Raw genomic sequence first — 16144 nt, forward strand, 5'->3', positions numbered from 1 at the left:
GGAGTAAAAATGAAACGTAAAATAATTTTAGCATCACACCACAAATTAGCCGCGGGTTTAGCGGACACACTTAATTTTATTTCTAATGGAATAGCCGATGTAACAGATCTTTCAGCTTATATGGATAATCAACCAGTTGATAAACAAGTTAGGTCAGTTATGGATAGTATTCCTAATGAAACTGAGGTAGTCATTTTAACCGATATGTTATCTGGTAGTGTTAATCAACAATTCTTTAATTATCGCAATCGCCCACATACACACATTATTAGCGGAATGAACTTACCATTGGCTCTAGCAGTCGCATTGGAACCGCAAGATCACGAAATTACTTCTGAGAGAATGAATGAAATTGTTGAGGAAGCTAAGAAAGCCATTGTTTATGTCAATGAAATGAAGGTGGATGTTGATGATGACGATGAATAATATAGAGTGGTGGCGTAAAAGTATCGTTTATCAAGTTTATCCAAAAAGTTTCAATGACAGTAATAACGACGGGGTTGGTGATATTCCGGGAATAACTGAAAAGTTAGATTACTTAAAAAAATTGGGAGTAGATATTATTTGGTTAAATCCAATTTATAAATCTCCTCAAGTTGATAATGGTTATGATATTAGTAACTATCGGGAAATTTACGAAAAATTTGGAACAATGGCTGATTTTAAAAATTTATTGGATGAGTCTCACAAACGACATATGAGAATAATTTTAGATTTAGTTGTAAATCATACATCGGATCAGCATCCATGGTTTAAATCAGCAAAAACTAGCAAAAATAATCCATATCATGATTATTATATTTGGAAGAACGGCGATGGCAAGAAGCTGCCTAATAATTGGGGCTCATCTTTTGGTGGATCAACTTGGGAGTATGTTGATAAATTAGGACAATATTATTTGCATTTGTTTGCCAAACAACAACCTGACTTAAATTGGGAAAATCCTAAGGTTCGTCAAGAAGTATATGACATCATGCGCTTTTGGTTAGATAAAGGTGTTGACGGTTTTAGAATGGATGTTATTAGTCTATTATCAAAAGATCCATCCTATCCAAATGGACCAGTAATTCAAAATAAAGAGTATGGAAGTTATTACAAAGGTGCTGCGAATGGTCCAAAGATTCATAAGTATATCCAAGAGATGAATCAAAAAGTTTTACGTAAATATGATATTGTGACGGTTGGAGAAACACCTCATACAAATATAAATGAGGCTGTGAAGTATACAGATGCTAAGCGCCATGAACTTAATATGGTGTTTCATTTTGATCATATGCACTTAGACTATGATGAAAATGGTAAATTTTCAACAAAACGTTTTAAATTATCCGAATTAAAAAAGGTTTTCACAAGATGGCAAGATGGTATGTCTCAAAATGATGGTTGGAACAGTTTGTACTGGAGTAATCATGATCAAGCACGTCCTGTCACTAGATTTGGTGCCGATGATACTAAATGGCGCGAGCAATCTGCTAAAATGTTGGGTACGATTTTGCATATGCAACAAGGAACTCCTTTTATTTATCAAGGTGAGGAACTTGGTATGACAAATGCAAGGTTCAATGCTATCACAGATTATCAGGATATTGAAACAAAGAATATTTATAACGACTTTATAAATAATAAAAAGTTCAGCGAAGACTATACGATGAAGTCTATTTATTTAAAATCTCGTGATAATGCCAGAACGCCAATGCCTTGGTCAAAAGAGAAAAATGCGGGTTTCTCCGATCAAACACCGTGGATAAAAGTAAATCCAAACTATAAAGAGATAAATGTTAAAGAAACGCTTTTAGATCAGAATTCCGTGTTTTATTACTATCAAAAGTTAATTAAGTTAAGACATGAGTTATCAATTATAACTACTGGAAAATATATTCTGTTAGATAAGGAAAATGAAGATACTTATACTTATCTGCGAAAAACGGATAAACAGACGCTACTAGTGACAGGTAACTTTACGAATAAGAAACAAGTAGTTAGATTACCTGATGATTTACAATTTAAAAAAGGTAATCTAATTATCAGTAACTTTGATAATGAGATTACCCGTTCAGAGATTAATTTATCTCCATATGGAACAGTTGTATGTTTATACAATAATTAGATTGAGAAGTAACTAAGATATTAATGGTGTTTACTACTCTGATTGAATATTGTGTTAGGAAAAGGACAATGAATTTTTGAGTTTCATTATCTTAAAGAGGTTCAGAACAGAGGTTCAGAATAGTTTTAAGATTCGGGTTGTATTTGTGTATGTTATTTTGAAGAATTGGTAGATATTTTTATTGATTATGCGTGTAATAAAAATTCTAGAAAATAAAATCAATATTGATATTGACAGAAACCATGTTTTACAGTTAAAATTATGGATGTTGTTAAATTTGCCCGTTGGTCAAATGGTTTAAGACGCCACCCTCTCAAGGTGGAGTTATGGGTTCGATTCCCATACGGGTGATTTTGTACTAATATCCAACACAATTACTTTATAAAAAAGCCGTAAACGTTGAGTTTACGGCTTTTTTGTAACCAAACTGAAAGCAAAGTCATTTCCAAAAATCACAAAATATAATTAACGACTTCATTTCTTATCTTTTTCCTTAATAATCAGCACGTAAATCATCATTCCAATTAAAACAATCGTATATATCGCACTAGCGAAACCAGCATATTCCATAATAATCCAACCAGTTACTCGGGCGCTGGCAATCAGAAGCATTGCTAAGACACCAAACATCACGACTCGTCTTAGCAAATCTTGATATATTTCATTGAATTTTTTTTGATTATTATTTTTCAAAATAAAATTACTCCTGACATAACAAGGCCACTAAGGATGGCCAATAAATTATTGAGAAAATGGACTGTAATATTTGCCTTGATATTTTTAGTGCGGTAATAAACGCCAGCCAAAACTATTCCAAGAAGAATTTTTGAGAGGGCATATAACCAATTTGTCTGGGCATTGAATGGCGCATGAACGTAGCCAAAAACCAAGCCACTGGCAATTACTGCTATCAGCGGTTGTTTAACGAAGAACCAATTCATGAATATCCCCCGAAAAATAATTTCTTCCAAAATTGGTGCTACAAGAATAGAAAAAATTAGTAAAATAATAATACTTTTTCCTGCGACTTGATTCAAAGCGTCCACATTGTCAATTTTGCCGTGAATAAATGGTACCGTAGCTAAATTAATCAGCGCGGTTAACAGTGTTCCCACCAAAATTATTGTCCAAGTTTTCTTGGTGAATTTGTAATTTGGGAACTTATTGACCCTTTTAAAAGTATAAATAATTATGGCTGCAGAGATGATTAGACATATAATAGTAGCAACTGGAGCAAGTTTTTCATAGATGGAGTAATTTTTACCGAGATCTTTTTTGTCTAAAATCAAGAAACTTAGTGGTAATTGTTCCAGCAAAAACAGTCCCAAAAAGGCTATAATATGAGATATGGCTTTTATAGGTTGATAAGTATTTTTTTGATTATTCATAGAAATACCGCCTTTTCGAACAGAATTATTAGAATTTTTTTGCGATTAGTGCTTTAATACTATAATGCTATATTGAGTTTTAAAGGGAGTGAATAAATGTTCAAGATTGCTCGAGGTAGGATTAATCGTTGGCAAGTTCTTGGTGCAGTCATTTTCATGATTTTCCAAGTAGTTGCAACATTATATATCCCCAATATTACATCTGACATTGTTAACAAAGGTGTTATCACTGGTGATACTAATTATATCGTAAATGCTGGGATAAAGATGATTATTGTCTCACTTATTACGGTTGTCGCCGCCTTTGGAAATGTTTTGATGGCTTCACAAGCTTCACAAGGTTTAGGTCAAAAGCTTCGTTCTGACTTATTCAACAAGATATTAAACTTTACTCATGATGAATTCGATAAATTTGAAACTTCATCATTAACAACTAGAACTACCAATGATGTTGTGCAAATCCAAAACGTTATGATCATGATGTTAAGAATGATGATCATGGCTCCAATTATGTTGATTGGTGCTAGTTTTATGGCATATCAGAAGAACACTGAAATGACACAGATCTTCTTGATTTCAATCCCTATTTTGATCATTGTTGTTGGATTGGTTATGTATTTTGCCGTGCCGCTATTTAAAGCTATGCAAAAGAAAACTGATCGTTTGAACTTGGTCTTTCGTGAAGGATTGACTGGTGTTCGTGTTATCCGGGCTTTCCGTCAGGATCAATTTGAACAAGATCGTTTCAAAGATGCTAACGCTGACTACACTAACAATGCGGTCAAAGTTTTCACGATCGTTGCGATCATGTTCCCAGTCGTAACTTTGGTTATGAGTGGTACTAACGTTGGAATCACGTGGTTAGGTGCACATTATATTGCTAACCAATCTATGGAAATTGGTAATATGATTGCCTTTATGACTTATGCTATGCAGATCTTGATGAGTTTTATGATCCTATCAATGGTCTTTGTTTTCGTTCCTCGTGCTTCAGCTTCAGCAGCTCGTATTCAAGAGGTTTTTGAAACTGAAAGTAAAATTGATGTCGTGGCTAAACCAGCTAAAGTTGGCGATGAAGCTTCATTGAGTTTTAATGATGTGAACTTCAGATATCAAGGCGCTGAAAACTTGGCCTTGTCTAATTTGAATTTCAAGGTAACTCAAGGACAGACACTAGCAATCATTGGTGGAACTGGTTCTGGTAAGAGTTCTTTGATCAACTTAATTCCAAGATTCTATGATGCCGAAACTGGTGTTGTCAGTGTCAATGGTACTGATGTTAAGGCTTTGAGTACTGATGATATCAATAGCCGAGTTTCAATGGTGCCACAACAAGCCTTTTTGTTCAAAGGTACGATTCGTGACAACATGGCCTATGGTAAAGAAGATGCCACTGATGAAGAGATCTGGCATGCTTTAGATATTGCCCAAGCAGCTGATTTCGTCAGAGATTTAGATGGTCAATTAGATGGCGAAGTTGAACAAGCTGGTGATAACTTCTCAGGTGGTCAAAAGCAACGTTTAGCTATTGCTCGTGCTTTAGTTAAAGATGCTTCAATCTATGTCTTTGACGATTCCTTCTCTGCACTTGATTTCAAGACTGATTTGAATTTACGGACAGCCTTGAAGAATGATGAAAGAATCAACAAGTCAGTCATCGTAATTGTTGGACAACGTATTTCAACTGTAGCTGATGCTGATCAAATCGTCGTCTTGGATGAAGGTAAGATGGTCGGTTTGGGTACTCATCAAGAATTGAAAGAAAATAATAAGACCTATCAAGAAATTATTGAGTCACAGATCAAGGAGGTTAAGTAATGGCTGATAAAAAACCTCAATCTTCACCTTCAGTTGGACATGGTCCTGGTAATCGTGGACCTGCAATTGTGGTGAAACCCAAAAACTTCTGGGGAACTACTATACGTCTTGCTCGTTATATGTCGAGTTATGTCATCGGTTTAATCGCAGTTCTAGCACTAGCGATTGCTTCAGCAGTTTTCCAAATTGAAACTCCTAAAATTTTAGGTGAAGCAACAACAGAGATCTATAAAGGTTTGATGACTGGTCTGGCCCAACAAAAAGCGGGTATGAAGATCAATGGCCTGCCCATCAACTTTAATAAGATCGAACAAATAATTATGATCGTAATCTTGATGTATCTTGCTTCGGCTGCTTTTAGTTTTGTACAACAGTTCATGATGACGAGAATTTCTCAAAGAACCGTTTACAAACTAAGAAGCGATTTGAAATCTAAGATGCGTCGTTTACCAATCAGTTATTATGATTCACATTCAAATGGTGATATTATGTCCCGTGCGATCAACGATATGGATAATATTGCCGGAACTTTGCAACAGAGTTTAACGCAGTTTGTTACTAGTACGGTCACTTTCATCGGTGTTATTTGGATGATGTTTACCATCAGTTGGAAAATGACGCTGATTGCCTTGGCTACGGTGCCCTTGAGTTTGATTGTTGTTGGACTTATCGCACCACAATCACAAAAATTCTTCAAGCGTCAACAAGCCTCACTTGGTTTGTTGAATAACCAAGTTGAAGAGAATTATGCTGGACATGTAATCGTTAAAAGTTTTAACCATGCACAAGAGTCGATCGATGAGTTCGAACAAGAGAATGCCAAACTTTACAAGGCTTCTTGGAAAGCTCAGCTAATCTCTGGTATCGTAATGCCATTGATGACTTTCGTTAATAACTTAGGTTACGTTTTCGTTGCTATGTATGGTGGTATTCAAGTTGCCAATGGTCGAATTGCTTTAGGTGATATTCAAGCCTTCTTGCAGTATATGAATCAATTTTCGCAACCTATCGCCCAACTAGCAAACTTGACTAATACCATTCAAGCTACAGTGGCTTCTGCCGAACGTATCTTTGAAATCATTGATGAACCAGAAATGGAAGATGAGTCGGTCGATGTTCCTGATGTCCAGACTGATGACAAAGTAACCTTAGATCACGTTAAATTTGGTTATGAAGGTCGTCCTACATTGCTTGAGGACTATAATCTCAATGTCAAGCCGGGTGAGATGGTGGCTATCGTTGGACCTACTGGTGCCGGTAAGACAACCATTATCAACTTACTAGAACGTTTCTACGATGTAGATGGTGGTTCGATCAAAATTGGTGGCAAAGATATCCGTAACATGACTCGTGAGGATGTCAGAAGTCATTACGCAATGGTGCTTCAAGATACTTGGCTCTTTACAGGTTCAATTTACGACAACTTGAAGTATAGTCGTGAAGACGCCACTAAAGATGAGATCATTGAAGCAGCTAAAGCAGCTCATGTGGATAACTTTGTTCGTCAATTACCAGATGGGTACGATACCGTCTTGAACGAAGAGGCTTCAAATATTTCTCAAGGTCAAAGACAGTTGATCACAATTGCGCGTGCGTTTGTGGCTGACCCTGAAATTTTGATTTTGGATGAAGCTACTTCTTCAGTCGATACTAGAACTGAATTGCATATTCAACATGCGATGGAACGACTCCTGAAGAATCGGACCAGTTTCGTTGTTGCTCATCGACTTTCAACTATTCAAAATGCTGACAAGATTATCGTGATGAACCATGGTTCAATTGTTGAAACTGGTAATCACGAAGAATTGATGGCCAAGAATGGTTTTTATGCCGATCTCTACAATTCTCAATTTGCTGGAAATGTCGCATTGTAAAATTAATAGCTATATAATGAGAGCGTGTCGCTGTTGGCACGTTCTTTTTTTGAAATTTATGAAGGTGGGCTAGTATGGCAAAATTTGAAGAGACGAAAGCACAGATTATTGATCTTGTGAATAGACGAATTGTTCCAGGAGCCAGTTTTGGCTTCATTAATTCACATCAGAGCCAAAAATTCATCTATGGTAATAAATCATGGGTCCCAGAAATTTTACCGCTTAAAGGTGATGAATTGTACGATCTGGCGTCTTTAACTAAGGTGATGGGGACTGTTCCTTTGATAGTGAAGATGCTCGCCGAAAAAAAGATAACTTTGCACGACCCAGTCAACAAGTATTTACCAGAATTTGGTGACAAGCGAGTTGAAATCTTTCATTTGTTGACACATACTTCCGGAATTCATGGCTATATCCCTAATCGAGATTCTTTGAGCCATGATGAGTTGATCAGTGCATTATTGAAGTTACCAGTAACTGATACTTTTAATACAAAAGTGGTATACACTGACACCGGCTTGATCTTTTTAGGATTTATTATTGAAAAGTTTTATCAAATACCAGTGCAAAAGACGATTATGAAATATGTCATGGAACCAGAAGGTTTGACGAGTGCAACTTTTGATCCAGATCCAGATCTTTGTCTACCAACTTATGAAGTGAACGGGCAAATGTTGCAGGGAATCGCCAATGACCCTAAAGCACGCCAACTTGGAAAAGATTGTGGTTCGGCAGGAATGTTTGCTAACTTAGATGATGTTTTGCAGTTTGCTAAAGATATGCTGTTGCCGGACAAGCAGTTTTTGTACCATAATTTCACATCTTTAAATCCTGGTCGATCCTTGGGCTGGGACGTTAAACCTGATGGTTTTGGTCATGTTTTGTTCCATACAGGCTATACTGGTGAATTTATTGCCGTTGACTTTCAACATCAAAACGCCATGGTCGTCATGACTAATCGAGTTCATCCGATACAGAATAATCAATTATTCTTAAAGCGTCGGGAGACAATTTTGAATACTTTTTTGCAAGAAAGTAATTAAATAATTTTATCGTAATCAAAAATAACCTCTGAGTCGGCATATAATATGCGAATTCAGAGGTTATTATTATTTGAGATAGTTTTTATCTTTTAAAGCTTTACGTAATCCTAGCATGGCAGTGTATGTTGCTAAGACATAGAGTTTTTTAGTTGGAATCTTAGGGATTTCTTTAACGAAGTCCTCAATTTCAACCGTTTCGATATTCTTCTTCATATCGAGACCAGCAATCTTAAAGCGATAGGTGACATCTTTAACTCGTTTACCACCAGTAATAACTAAAGGTAATTTATCGTAGTCAAAATCTTCAAAATTAGCGTCCCAGATCCAGCTCGTATCGATACCATCAGCATAGTTGGCGTTCAAAAGAAAGGCTAAAGTATAAGGATCTTTATCACTCAGGACCGTTTCAATAACTTGATTTAGACCGACAGGATTTTTGACCAAAATGATATTAACATCTTTGCCATCGACATCGATTGTCTCTTGACGACCGAAGACTTTTTCATCGTAAGCGAAGGCCTTTTGCATCTGTTCAATGCTGATACCCATTTCAGAAGCAATAGCATAAGCAGCTAAGGCATTGTAAACGTTGTATTTTCCCCCAATATTCATTGTAAACTTATGACCGTCGATCGAAAATTCCGTTTTATTAGGTAGTAGGGTTGAAATATCAGTAACTTGATACTTCAACTCATTGCGCTTGAAGCCACAGTTAGGACAGAAGTAGCTGCCCAAGTTTGCATAAGAAATCATATGATAGTGCATGATGTGGTTGCATTGAGGACAAAGGACGCCATCAGTGTTAGTTGGTACTTTGAAATCTTCATTTTCATGGCCTTTATCAGAAAAGCCGTAGTAAACGACCTTGTTAGGCAATTTCTTAGATGAGAAGATAGCAGCGTCGCCATTTGCAATGATCGTTGCTTCAGGCGCTAATTTGATACCATCGAGAATCTTTTGATAGGTAGTATAGATCTCACCGTAACGGTCCATTTGGTCACGAAAGATGTTGGTCAAAACGAAGTACTTTGGTTTAATGTAGCTACAAATAATGGGAACGTTAGCTTCGTCAACTTCCAAAACGGCAAGTGGACGTTTACTTTTCTTGTGATGAGTGACAAAACTTGTGACGATACCTTGAATCATGTTCGATCCCATTGGATTAGTTAATACGTCGTCAAATTTCTGAATCAACATTTTGTTGATCAAAGATGTCGTCAATGTTTTACCATTTGTACCTGTAACGACGATCAAGTCGTAATCTTTGCCCAGGCTCTTTAAAATATCTGGATCAATTTTGTAAGCAATTTTTCCGGGATATGAAGAACCACCGTTGAAAAACTTACTCAAAATGAAATAAGATGTCTTTCCTGTAAGTGTTGCTATTCCTGATTTGAATGTCATTACCAAAACCCCAAATTAAATTAATTAAAATAATATTATCACACCTACCAACCATTTTAGCCATTTTTGTTTGAAAATGAAAAATGTTTAATATGTTCAAGGAGACGTTTTTTCGTTATAATCTTGTAGGACATAATTTTGGAGGCGTAAATTTGGCTCAATTATTTTTTAAATACGGTGCTATGAACAGTGGAAAATCAGTTGAGATTTTGAAAGTGGCACATAATTATGAGGAACAAGGTAAGTCAGTTATTCTGATGACCAGTATTGTGGATACTCGATCAGGAGCTGGAAAAATTGTCAGTCGTATGGGGTTAGACCGTGCAGCTATTGCTTTAAAAGATGATTCAAACGTTTTTGACATTGTCAAATCAGAGAATCCTAATGCATCATGCGTGTTAATTGATGAATGTGAATTCATGACTAAAGAGCAAGTGATTCAAGCAACACAAGTCGTCGATGACTTAGGAATTCCTGTGATGGCCTTTGGTTTAAAGAATGATTTCCGCAATGAATTATTTGAGGGCTCAAAGTATTTACTATTGTATGCTGATAAGTTAGAAGAAATGAAAACTATTTGTTGGTTCTGTACCAAAAAAGCTACAATGAATATGCGCATGCTTGATGGTAAGCCGGTTTTTGAGGGTGAACAAGTCGCAATTGGTGGAAACGAAATGTATTATCCAGTTTGCCGTCGACATTATAACCATCCTCCAATGCTTCAAAAAGATTAATTAAGAAAGGATAGTTAAGTTGGATAAAATATTTGAACAACTAGAAACACTGCTTGAAAGATATCAAGAACTTCAAGAGTTAATGAGTGACCCTGAAGTTATTAATGATACGAAGCGATATATGGCTTATTCAAAAGAAGAAGCTGATATGCGTGATGTCGTAGCTGCTTTTAAGCGTTACAAAGAGTTAAAACAAAGTATTAGCGATAGTGATGAGATTTTACGTGAAACTGATGATGCTGAAATGCAGGCTATGGCTAAAGACGAAATGGAGAGTTCGAAAAAAGAACTTGATGATGTTGAACATCAGATTACACTTTTGATGTTGCCTAAAGATCCTAATGATGACAAAAATATCATTATGGAAATCCGTGGAGCTGCTGGTGGAGATGAAGCCAGTCTGTTCGCCGCAGATCTATTGAGTATGTACAGCAAATATGCTGAAAAGCAAGGCTGGAATTTTGACATAATTGATGAAACTGATACCGAAGTCGGAGGCTACAAAGACGTGGCCGTGATGATTACTGGTACTAATGTTTATTCAAAACTCAAATACGAAAATGGGGCACATCGTGTTCAACGTATCCCCGCAACCGAATCACAGGGTCGTGTGCATACTTCAACTGCCACAGTAGCTGTTATGCCCGAATATGATGAAGTTGATATTGATATCGATCCAAAAGACATTAGAACTGACGTTTATCGTTCATCTGGTGCCGGTGGACAACATATCAATAAGACCTCATCAGCTGTTAGAATGACCCATTTGCCTACTGGTATTGTTGTTGCCATGCAAGATCAACGTTCACAACAACAAAACCGTCAAAAAGCGATGCAAATTTTGAAGTCACGTGTTTATGATTATTATGAATCACAAAATCAAAGCGAGTATGATGAGCAACGTAAGTCTGCTGTTGGTACAGGTGACCGTTCAGAACGAATTAGAACTTACAATTATCCTCAAAATCGTGTGACTGATCACAGAATTGGTTTGTCTTTGAATAAACTTGATCGAATTATGAATGGTGAATTGGAAGAAATCATTGATGCCTTGATCGTTGATGACCAAACCAAGAAGTTGGAGCAGATTCAAAGTGGAGAAGCTAAGTTATTCTAATGCCCTGAAAAGGGCTTTTTCTATGTTAAAGAGCCATGATAAGTTTCCGGAAGACGCACAGTACTTAATGGAAGAATTGACAGGCTTTAACTATACGCAATTACAATTGCATCGAAATGATGAATTGCCTAGTGATGTCAAACGTAAATTTCGTGATGGTCTAAGCAGATTATTGTTGGATGAACCAGTTCAATACATTTTAGGTTACGCTTATTTTATGAATCGTAATTTTACAGTTAACGAGCACGTTTTGATTCCTAGACAAGACACCGAGGAAATGGTCCAAAAAATTATCGACGAGCACTCGAGTCAAGTAGAATCAATTTGCGATATCGGGACAGGTTCAGGAATAATCGCTATCAGTCTCGCGTTGGAGTTTCCTGACGATGAGATTTTAGCAACCGATATTTCTGAATCGGCACTCCGAGTTGCTCAGCTCAATGCCGATAATTACCAAACTAACAATGTCTTTTTTAAACAAAGCGACTTATTTGCAGATATTCCTGAACAAAAATTCGATGTCATAGTTTCTAATCCACCATACATTGCTGAATCAGAAAAAGTTGATATGGATACTAGCGTTATCAAATATGAGCCTGATTTAGCTTTATATGGTCAAGATAACGGCTTGGAATTTTATGAAGCTATCACGCAAAAAATACCAAAATATTTAGCCGATGATGGAATTTTGTATATGGAGTTTGGTTTTCGACAAAAAAATGCAATAAATCAGATTTTTCGTGATAATTTGCCTGATTATGTTGTAGAATTTCATAAAGATATGAGTGGAAATTATCGATATCTAAAAGCTAAAAAGGAGATGTAGTATTGGATACTGAGATACTAGAGAGTACACAGATTCAAGCAGCGGCAGATTTTTTAGCCAAAGGGCAATTAGTTGCCTTTCCAACTGAAACTGTCTACGGCTTAGGTGCTGACGCCACCAGACCAGATATTGTCAAAGATGTCTATGCTGCTAAGGGACGCCCAAGCGATAATCCGTTGATCGTGCACGTTTCCGGACCGGAGATGGTGTGGGAATACGCCGATACCAGTTATCGTCCATTGGCTGAAAAGTTGATGAAAGCATTTTGGCCTGGTCCATTGACGATCATTATGCCAATTCAACCGGGGAAGCTTTCTAAAGAAGTGACAGGTGGATTGTCAACTGCAGCTTTTAGAATGCCTAACAACCAAGCTACCTTGAATTTAATTAAAACATTTGGTAAGCCAATCGTTGGGCCATCTGCTAATACCAGTGGTAAACCTAGTCCAACCCTAGCAAAACACGTTTATCATGACTTGCATGGAAAGATTGCGGCGATTTTAGATGATGGACCAACGAAGCTAGGAGTTGAATCAACGGTAATCGACTTATCAGTTGATATTCCAACTATTCTCCGCCCGGGGATGATCGATTCAGATGACTTATTGAAAGTGATCGATAACGTTAATTCTGATCATCATAAAGTGACCGCCACCGAAGTTCCAAAGGCACCAGGTATGAAATACAAACACTATGCTCCCAACGCTCAGGTGGTCATCGTCAATGACGAAAATGACTTTGGGGCAGCGATTGCTGAATACAGTGCTAAGGGTGTTCCCATGGCAGTTCTAGCCACTGATGAAGTTTTGAGTCAGGTACCTGACGACATTGAAACTTTCTCATTGGGTGATGATGTTATCAGTGCCTCACGGCAATTATTTGCGGGTCTGCGTCAATTAGATAATGACCACGTTCAATATATTTTGGCGCAAGGTTTCCCTGATGAAGGCCATGGAGCTGCCTATAGCAATCGTTTGAATAAATCAGCAGGAAATGCACATTATAAAAACTAAGGAGATTTAAAATGTCTAAATTTACAGTATTAAACCATCCATTGATCCAACACAAACTTACAATTATCCGTAACAAGCACACAGGTACTAAGGTATTCCGTGAAGTTGCCAACGAAATTGGTGAATTGATGGTCTACGAAATTACCCGTGATTTGCCTTTGAAGGATGTGGAAGTTGAGACACCAATGGGTAAGTCTACTCAAAAGGTATTAGCAGGTAAGAAATTGGCTGTCATTCCAATTCTCCGTGCTGGTCTTGGTATGGTTGACGGTGTTCTTGAATTGATTCCTGCTGCTAAGGTTGGTCATATCGGTATGTATCGTGATGAAAAGACTTTGAAGCCACATGAATACTTCGTTAAATTGCCTAGCGACATCGACCAACGTGAACTATTTATCGTTGATCCAATGCTTGCTACTGGTGGTTCAGCCAATATGGCGATCGAAGCTTTGAAGAAACGTGGCGCCAAACACATGCGTTTGGTAGTTTTAGTGGCTGCTCCTGAAGGTGTAAAGGCTGTTCAAGAAGCACATCCAGACGTTGATATCTACGCTGCTTCGCTTGATGAAAAGATTACCGACAGTGGATATATTTTCCCAGGTTTAGGCGACGCTGGCGACAGATTATTTGGGACAAAATAAACATTTCATTGTTTGAATATATAAAATTTAGTGTTATTATTTTGAGGTATCAATTGTTTTCAATAAGCAAAGAAAGGAGGGTTATAATTGAATGAAAGTTATAAGTATGTCAATTTCTTAGGCTTAAAATTCAATGTTGCAAATGACTTGTCAATTCTAGTCTCTGCAGTCCTTGTTTTCATTTTGGTGTTTGCATTATCTCGTAAGATCACAATGAGACCAGGTAAAGCACAGAATGTACTCGAATGGATGATCGATTTTACGAACGGTATCGTAAAATCAGCAATGCCAGACGGTTCAGGTAAGCAATTCAATCTTTACGCATTTGTATTATTCCTATTTATCTTCGTTTCGAACCAATTAGGTTTAATCTTAGAAGTAAAGGTCGACGGTTTCACATATCTAAAGTCACCAACATCTAATCCCTTGATTACAATGGGACTTGCGATGATTTCATTGTTGCTTTCACACTATTATGCTGTGAAGAAGTTTGGATTCGGTGGTTATTTGTCCAATTATGCGAGACCTGTTAAGTTTTTGCTCCCAATTAACCTTCTGGAGGAGTTTACCAACTTCCTAACATTGTCATTACGTCTTTACGGTAATATTTTTGCCGGTGAAGTACTTCTTGCACTTATTGGAACTGTTGCTAATAGTCTTGGTGCTGTGACATTTGTTGGAGCAATGCCATTAGAAATGGTATGGCAAGGCTTTTCAGTATTTATTGGAGCCATCCAAGCGTACGTATTTACCACCTTATCAATGGTTTATATTTCACGTAAAATGGAACAAGAATAACATCTATTGGAGGATTTAAATTATGAAGTATCTTGCAGCATCTCTTGCAGCTGGTATCGCTGCTCTTGGAGCATCAATCGGTAACGGACTTGTTATTTCAAAAACTCTTGAAGGTATGGCCCGTCAACCAGAAGTAGCTGACAAATTAAGAGGAACAATGTTCATTGGTGTTGGTCTTATTGAAGCTGTTCCTATCATTTCAATTGCTATTGCGTTCGTTATTCTTTTCGTTTAATACATACAACCAAAAACTTGGCGATCTATGATAGACGCCTTTTTACGTTATATGTTTATTAAGAAAGGAAGGAGTGAAGAATAATGGCAGGTTTATTAGTTCTCGGAGCTGGTAAAGTAGCTTTGGGTGACATGCTTTTCATTCTTATTTCTTTCATCGTTTTAGCACTATTAGTAAAGCGTTTTGCTTGGGCACCTGTAACCAAGATGATGGATGCTAGATCTGAAAAGATCAGTGGAGATCTTGATTATGCGGACCAAGAACGCTCTCGTGCTGAAAAGTTGGCAAAAGAACGTGAAGATGCACTTAAGAATTCACGTGCTGAAGCAGTGGAAATTGTTAATAAAGCAAAGGAAAGTGGCGAGACTCAAAAGAAGTCTATCGTTTCCGATGCACATAGCGAAGCTGAAGAATTAAGACAAAGAGCTAAATCGGATGCAGCTAAAGCTAGAGAGGATGCTATGGCTAGTGCACAAAATGACATAGCAAACTTATCTTTGGAAATTGCTTCAAAAGTTATTTCTAAAGAGCTTAATGCAGACGATCAAAAGTCACTGATCGACTCTTATATTAAGGAGTTGACGGCAAATGAATCTAAGTAAAGAACAAGTGGGAAAGCGTTACAGTAAGGCACTTTATGAAGTCGCCTTAGAACAGAATTCTGTAGACGAAATGCTTGATGATTTAAAGTCTTTAAAGCAGGTTTACGAAGAAAATCTTAGTTTGAGCTTTGCTCTAGCAGGACGTTCTATTTCTCGCACTGAAAAGGCTAAGATCTTGGATACATTGAAGAGCCAATTTAGCGAATTAATGCAAGATTTCTTGGGTATGATTTTTGACAATAACCGCATGGACTGTGTGGAAGAAATCGCCGATGCTTTCATCAAGAGATATGATGAGGAAAACGGGATTGTGGAAGCTACAGTTACTACGACTATTGAGTTGGATGAGGCTCAAGTTAAGAATCTTGAATCTGTGATCAAGAGTAGATTTTCAGTAAATAAAGTAAATTTAACGAAAATAGTTGATTCATCTATCATCGGTGGGGTTATAATCCGTGTTGGAGATCAAATTATCGATGGTAGTGTTATTAAGAGATTTAATGACATCAAGAAGACGCTATTGGTTAATAATTAAGTCGAGGTG

At 37.1% G+C, this 16144-nt stretch carries 17 protein-coding genes and 1 tRNA gene; 15 read left to right on the forward strand and 3 right to left on the reverse strand.

The window, feature by feature from the left end:
- Positions 1–9: 9 nt before the first annotated feature.
- The 3 genes from ACYT32_RS04610 to ACYT32_RS04620 all read left to right on the forward strand — a co-directional run bounded on the left by ACYT32_RS04610 (position 10) and on the right by ACYT32_RS04620 (position 2458).
- On the forward strand, positions 10–426 hold the full coding sequence (locus ACYT32_RS04610) for a PTS sugar transporter subunit IIA (protein ID WP_395265004.1): 417 nt from the start codon (positions 10–12) through the stop codon (positions 424–426).
- The gene (locus ACYT32_RS04615; protein ID WP_395265047.1) at positions 419–2107 is read left to right on the forward strand and encodes a glycoside hydrolase family 13 protein; all 1689 of its coding nucleotides are present in this window, start codon (positions 419–421) and stop codon (positions 2105–2107) included. The genes ACYT32_RS04610 and ACYT32_RS04615 overlap by 8 nt, the downstream gene beginning before the upstream one ends.
- A 278-nt stretch (positions 2108–2385) precedes the next feature.
- Positions 2386–2458, forward strand: a tRNA-Glu gene (locus tag ACYT32_RS04620).
- A gap of 123 nt (positions 2459–2581) precedes the next feature.
- Here ACYT32_RS04620 and ACYT32_RS04625 read toward each other — a convergent pair.
- Positions 2582–2800 (reverse strand): hypothetical protein, encoded by a 219-nt coding sequence (locus tag ACYT32_RS04625; RefSeq protein WP_395265003.1) that lies wholly within the window; start codon positions 2798–2800, stop codon positions 2582–2584.
- Positions 2797–3495, reverse strand: coding sequence for a CPBP family intramembrane glutamic endopeptidase (locus ACYT32_RS04630; protein WP_395265002.1), 699 nt, complete (start codon positions 3493–3495; stop codon positions 2797–2799). Before ACYT32_RS04630 ends, ACYT32_RS04625 begins: the two co-directional genes overlap by 4 nt.
- 96 nt (positions 3496–3591) lie before the next feature.
- Here ACYT32_RS04630 and ACYT32_RS04635 point away from each other — a divergent pair, with 96 nt between their 5' ends.
- From ACYT32_RS04635 to ACYT32_RS04645, 3 genes are all read left to right on the forward strand, one after another.
- Positions 3592–5313 (forward strand): ABC transporter ATP-binding protein, encoded by a 1722-nt coding sequence (locus ACYT32_RS04635; RefSeq protein WP_395265001.1) that lies wholly within the window; start codon positions 3592–3594, stop codon positions 5311–5313.
- The gene (locus ACYT32_RS04640; protein ID WP_395265000.1) at positions 5313–7187 is read left to right on the forward strand and encodes an ABC transporter ATP-binding protein; all 1875 of its coding nucleotides are present in this window, start codon (positions 5313–5315) and stop codon (positions 7185–7187) included. Before ACYT32_RS04635 ends, ACYT32_RS04640 begins: the two co-directional genes overlap by 1 nt.
- A 74-nt stretch (positions 7188–7261) precedes the next feature.
- On the forward strand, positions 7262–8230 hold the full coding sequence (locus tag ACYT32_RS04645; protein WP_395264999.1) for a serine hydrolase domain-containing protein: 969 nt from the start codon (positions 7262–7264) through the stop codon (positions 8228–8230).
- A gap of 66 nt (positions 8231–8296) precedes the next feature.
- On the opposite strand, the gene ACYT32_RS04650 is transcribed toward ACYT32_RS04645, so the two are convergent.
- Positions 8297–9634 carry a MurT ligase domain-containing protein gene (locus ACYT32_RS04650; protein WP_395264997.1) on the reverse strand — a complete coding sequence of 446 codons (1338 nt, stop codon included), beginning with the start codon at positions 9632–9634 and terminating at the stop codon, positions 8297–8299.
- Between the two features lie 152 nt (positions 9635–9786).
- Between ACYT32_RS04650 and ACYT32_RS04655 the strand changes: the two genes are divergently transcribed.
- The 9 genes from ACYT32_RS04655 (at position 9787) to atpH (ending at position 16135) form a co-directional block, all read left to right on the forward strand.
- On the forward strand, positions 9787–10368 hold the full coding sequence (locus ACYT32_RS04655) for a thymidine kinase (RefSeq protein ID WP_395264996.1): 582 nt from the start codon (positions 9787–9789) through the stop codon (positions 10366–10368).
- A gap of 19 nt (positions 10369–10387) precedes the next feature.
- Entirely contained in the window at positions 10388–11485 is a 1098-nt protein-coding gene (prfA, locus tag ACYT32_RS04660; protein ID WP_395264995.1) for a peptide chain release factor 1, read from the forward strand.
- Positions 11430–12311 (forward strand): peptide chain release factor N(5)-glutamine methyltransferase, encoded by an 882-nt coding sequence (gene prmC, locus ACYT32_RS04665; protein ID WP_395264994.1) that lies wholly within the window; start codon positions 11430–11432, stop codon positions 12309–12311. Before prfA ends, prmC begins: the two co-directional genes overlap by 56 nt.
- 2 nt (positions 12312–12313) lie before the next feature.
- The gene (locus tag ACYT32_RS04670; RefSeq protein ID WP_395264993.1) at positions 12314–13324 is read left to right on the forward strand and encodes an L-threonylcarbamoyladenylate synthase; all 1011 of its coding nucleotides are present in this window, start codon (positions 12314–12316) and stop codon (positions 13322–13324) included.
- 11 nt (positions 13325–13335) lie between these two features.
- On the forward strand, positions 13336–13965 hold the full coding sequence (gene upp, locus ACYT32_RS04675) for a uracil phosphoribosyltransferase (protein WP_395264992.1): 630 nt from the start codon (positions 13336–13338) through the stop codon (positions 13963–13965).
- 87 nt (positions 13966–14052) lie between these two features.
- Positions 14053–14763 carry a F0F1 ATP synthase subunit A gene (gene atpB / locus ACYT32_RS04680; RefSeq protein ID WP_395264991.1) on the forward strand — a complete coding sequence of 237 codons (711 nt, stop codon included), beginning with the start codon at positions 14053–14055 and terminating at the stop codon, positions 14761–14763.
- Positions 14764–14785: 22 nt separating this feature from the next.
- Positions 14786–14998: a F0F1 ATP synthase subunit C gene (gene atpE, locus ACYT32_RS04685; RefSeq protein WP_395264990.1), complete on the forward strand. Its 213-nt coding sequence runs from the start codon at positions 14786–14788 to the stop codon at positions 14996–14998.
- Between the two features lie 83 nt (positions 14999–15081).
- Positions 15082–15600: a F0F1 ATP synthase subunit B gene (gene atpF / locus ACYT32_RS04690; RefSeq protein WP_395264989.1), complete on the forward strand. Its 519-nt coding sequence runs from the start codon at positions 15082–15084 to the stop codon at positions 15598–15600.
- Positions 15587–16135 carry an ATP synthase F1 subunit delta gene (gene atpH / locus ACYT32_RS04695; protein WP_395264988.1) on the forward strand — a complete coding sequence of 183 codons (549 nt, stop codon included), beginning with the start codon at positions 15587–15589 and terminating at the stop codon, positions 16133–16135. The genes atpF and atpH overlap by 14 nt, the downstream gene beginning before the upstream one ends.
- Positions 16136–16144 lie beyond the last annotated feature (9 nt).

Source organism: Companilactobacillus sp. FL22-3 (genome assembly GCF_054881455.1).

Coding starts and splice junctions, on each gene's coding strand:
- atpE (WP_395264990.1), top strand. CDS start 14,786: ATGAAGTATCTTGCAGCATCTCTTGCAGCTGGTATCGCTGCTCTTGGA.
- ACYT32_RS04615 (WP_395265047.1), top strand. CDS start 419: ATGAATAATATAGAGTGGTGGCGTAAAAGTATCGTTTATCAAGTTTAT.
- prmC (WP_395264994.1), top strand. CDS start 11,430: ATGACCAAACCAAGAAGTTGGAGCAGATTCAAAGTGGAGAAGCTAAGT.
- ACYT32_RS04640 (WP_395265000.1), top strand. CDS start 5,313: ATGGCTGATAAAAAACCTCAATCTTCACCTTCAGTTGGACATGGTCCT.
- ACYT32_RS04635 (WP_395265001.1), top strand. CDS start 3,592: ATGTTCAAGATTGCTCGAGGTAGGATTAATCGTTGGCAAGTTCTTGGT.
- ACYT32_RS04630 (WP_395265002.1), bottom strand. CDS start 3,495: ATGAATAATCAAAAAAATACTTATCAACCTATAAAAGCCATATCTCAT.
- ACYT32_RS04645 (WP_395264999.1), top strand. CDS start 7,262: ATGGCAAAATTTGAAGAGACGAAAGCACAGATTATTGATCTTGTGAAT.
- atpF (WP_395264989.1), top strand. CDS start 15,082: ATGGCAGGTTTATTAGTTCTCGGAGCTGGTAAAGTAGCTTTGGGTGAC.
- upp (WP_395264992.1), top strand. CDS start 13,336: ATGTCTAAATTTACAGTATTAAACCATCCATTGATCCAACACAAACTT.
- ACYT32_RS04610 (WP_395265004.1), top strand. CDS start 10: ATGAAACGTAAAATAATTTTAGCATCACACCACAAATTAGCCGCGGGT.
- atpH (WP_395264988.1), top strand. CDS start 15,587: ATGAATCTAAGTAAAGAACAAGTGGGAAAGCGTTACAGTAAGGCACTT.
- ACYT32_RS04650 (WP_395264997.1), bottom strand. CDS start 9,634: ATGACATTCAAATCAGGAATAGCAACACTTACAGGAAAGACATCTTAT.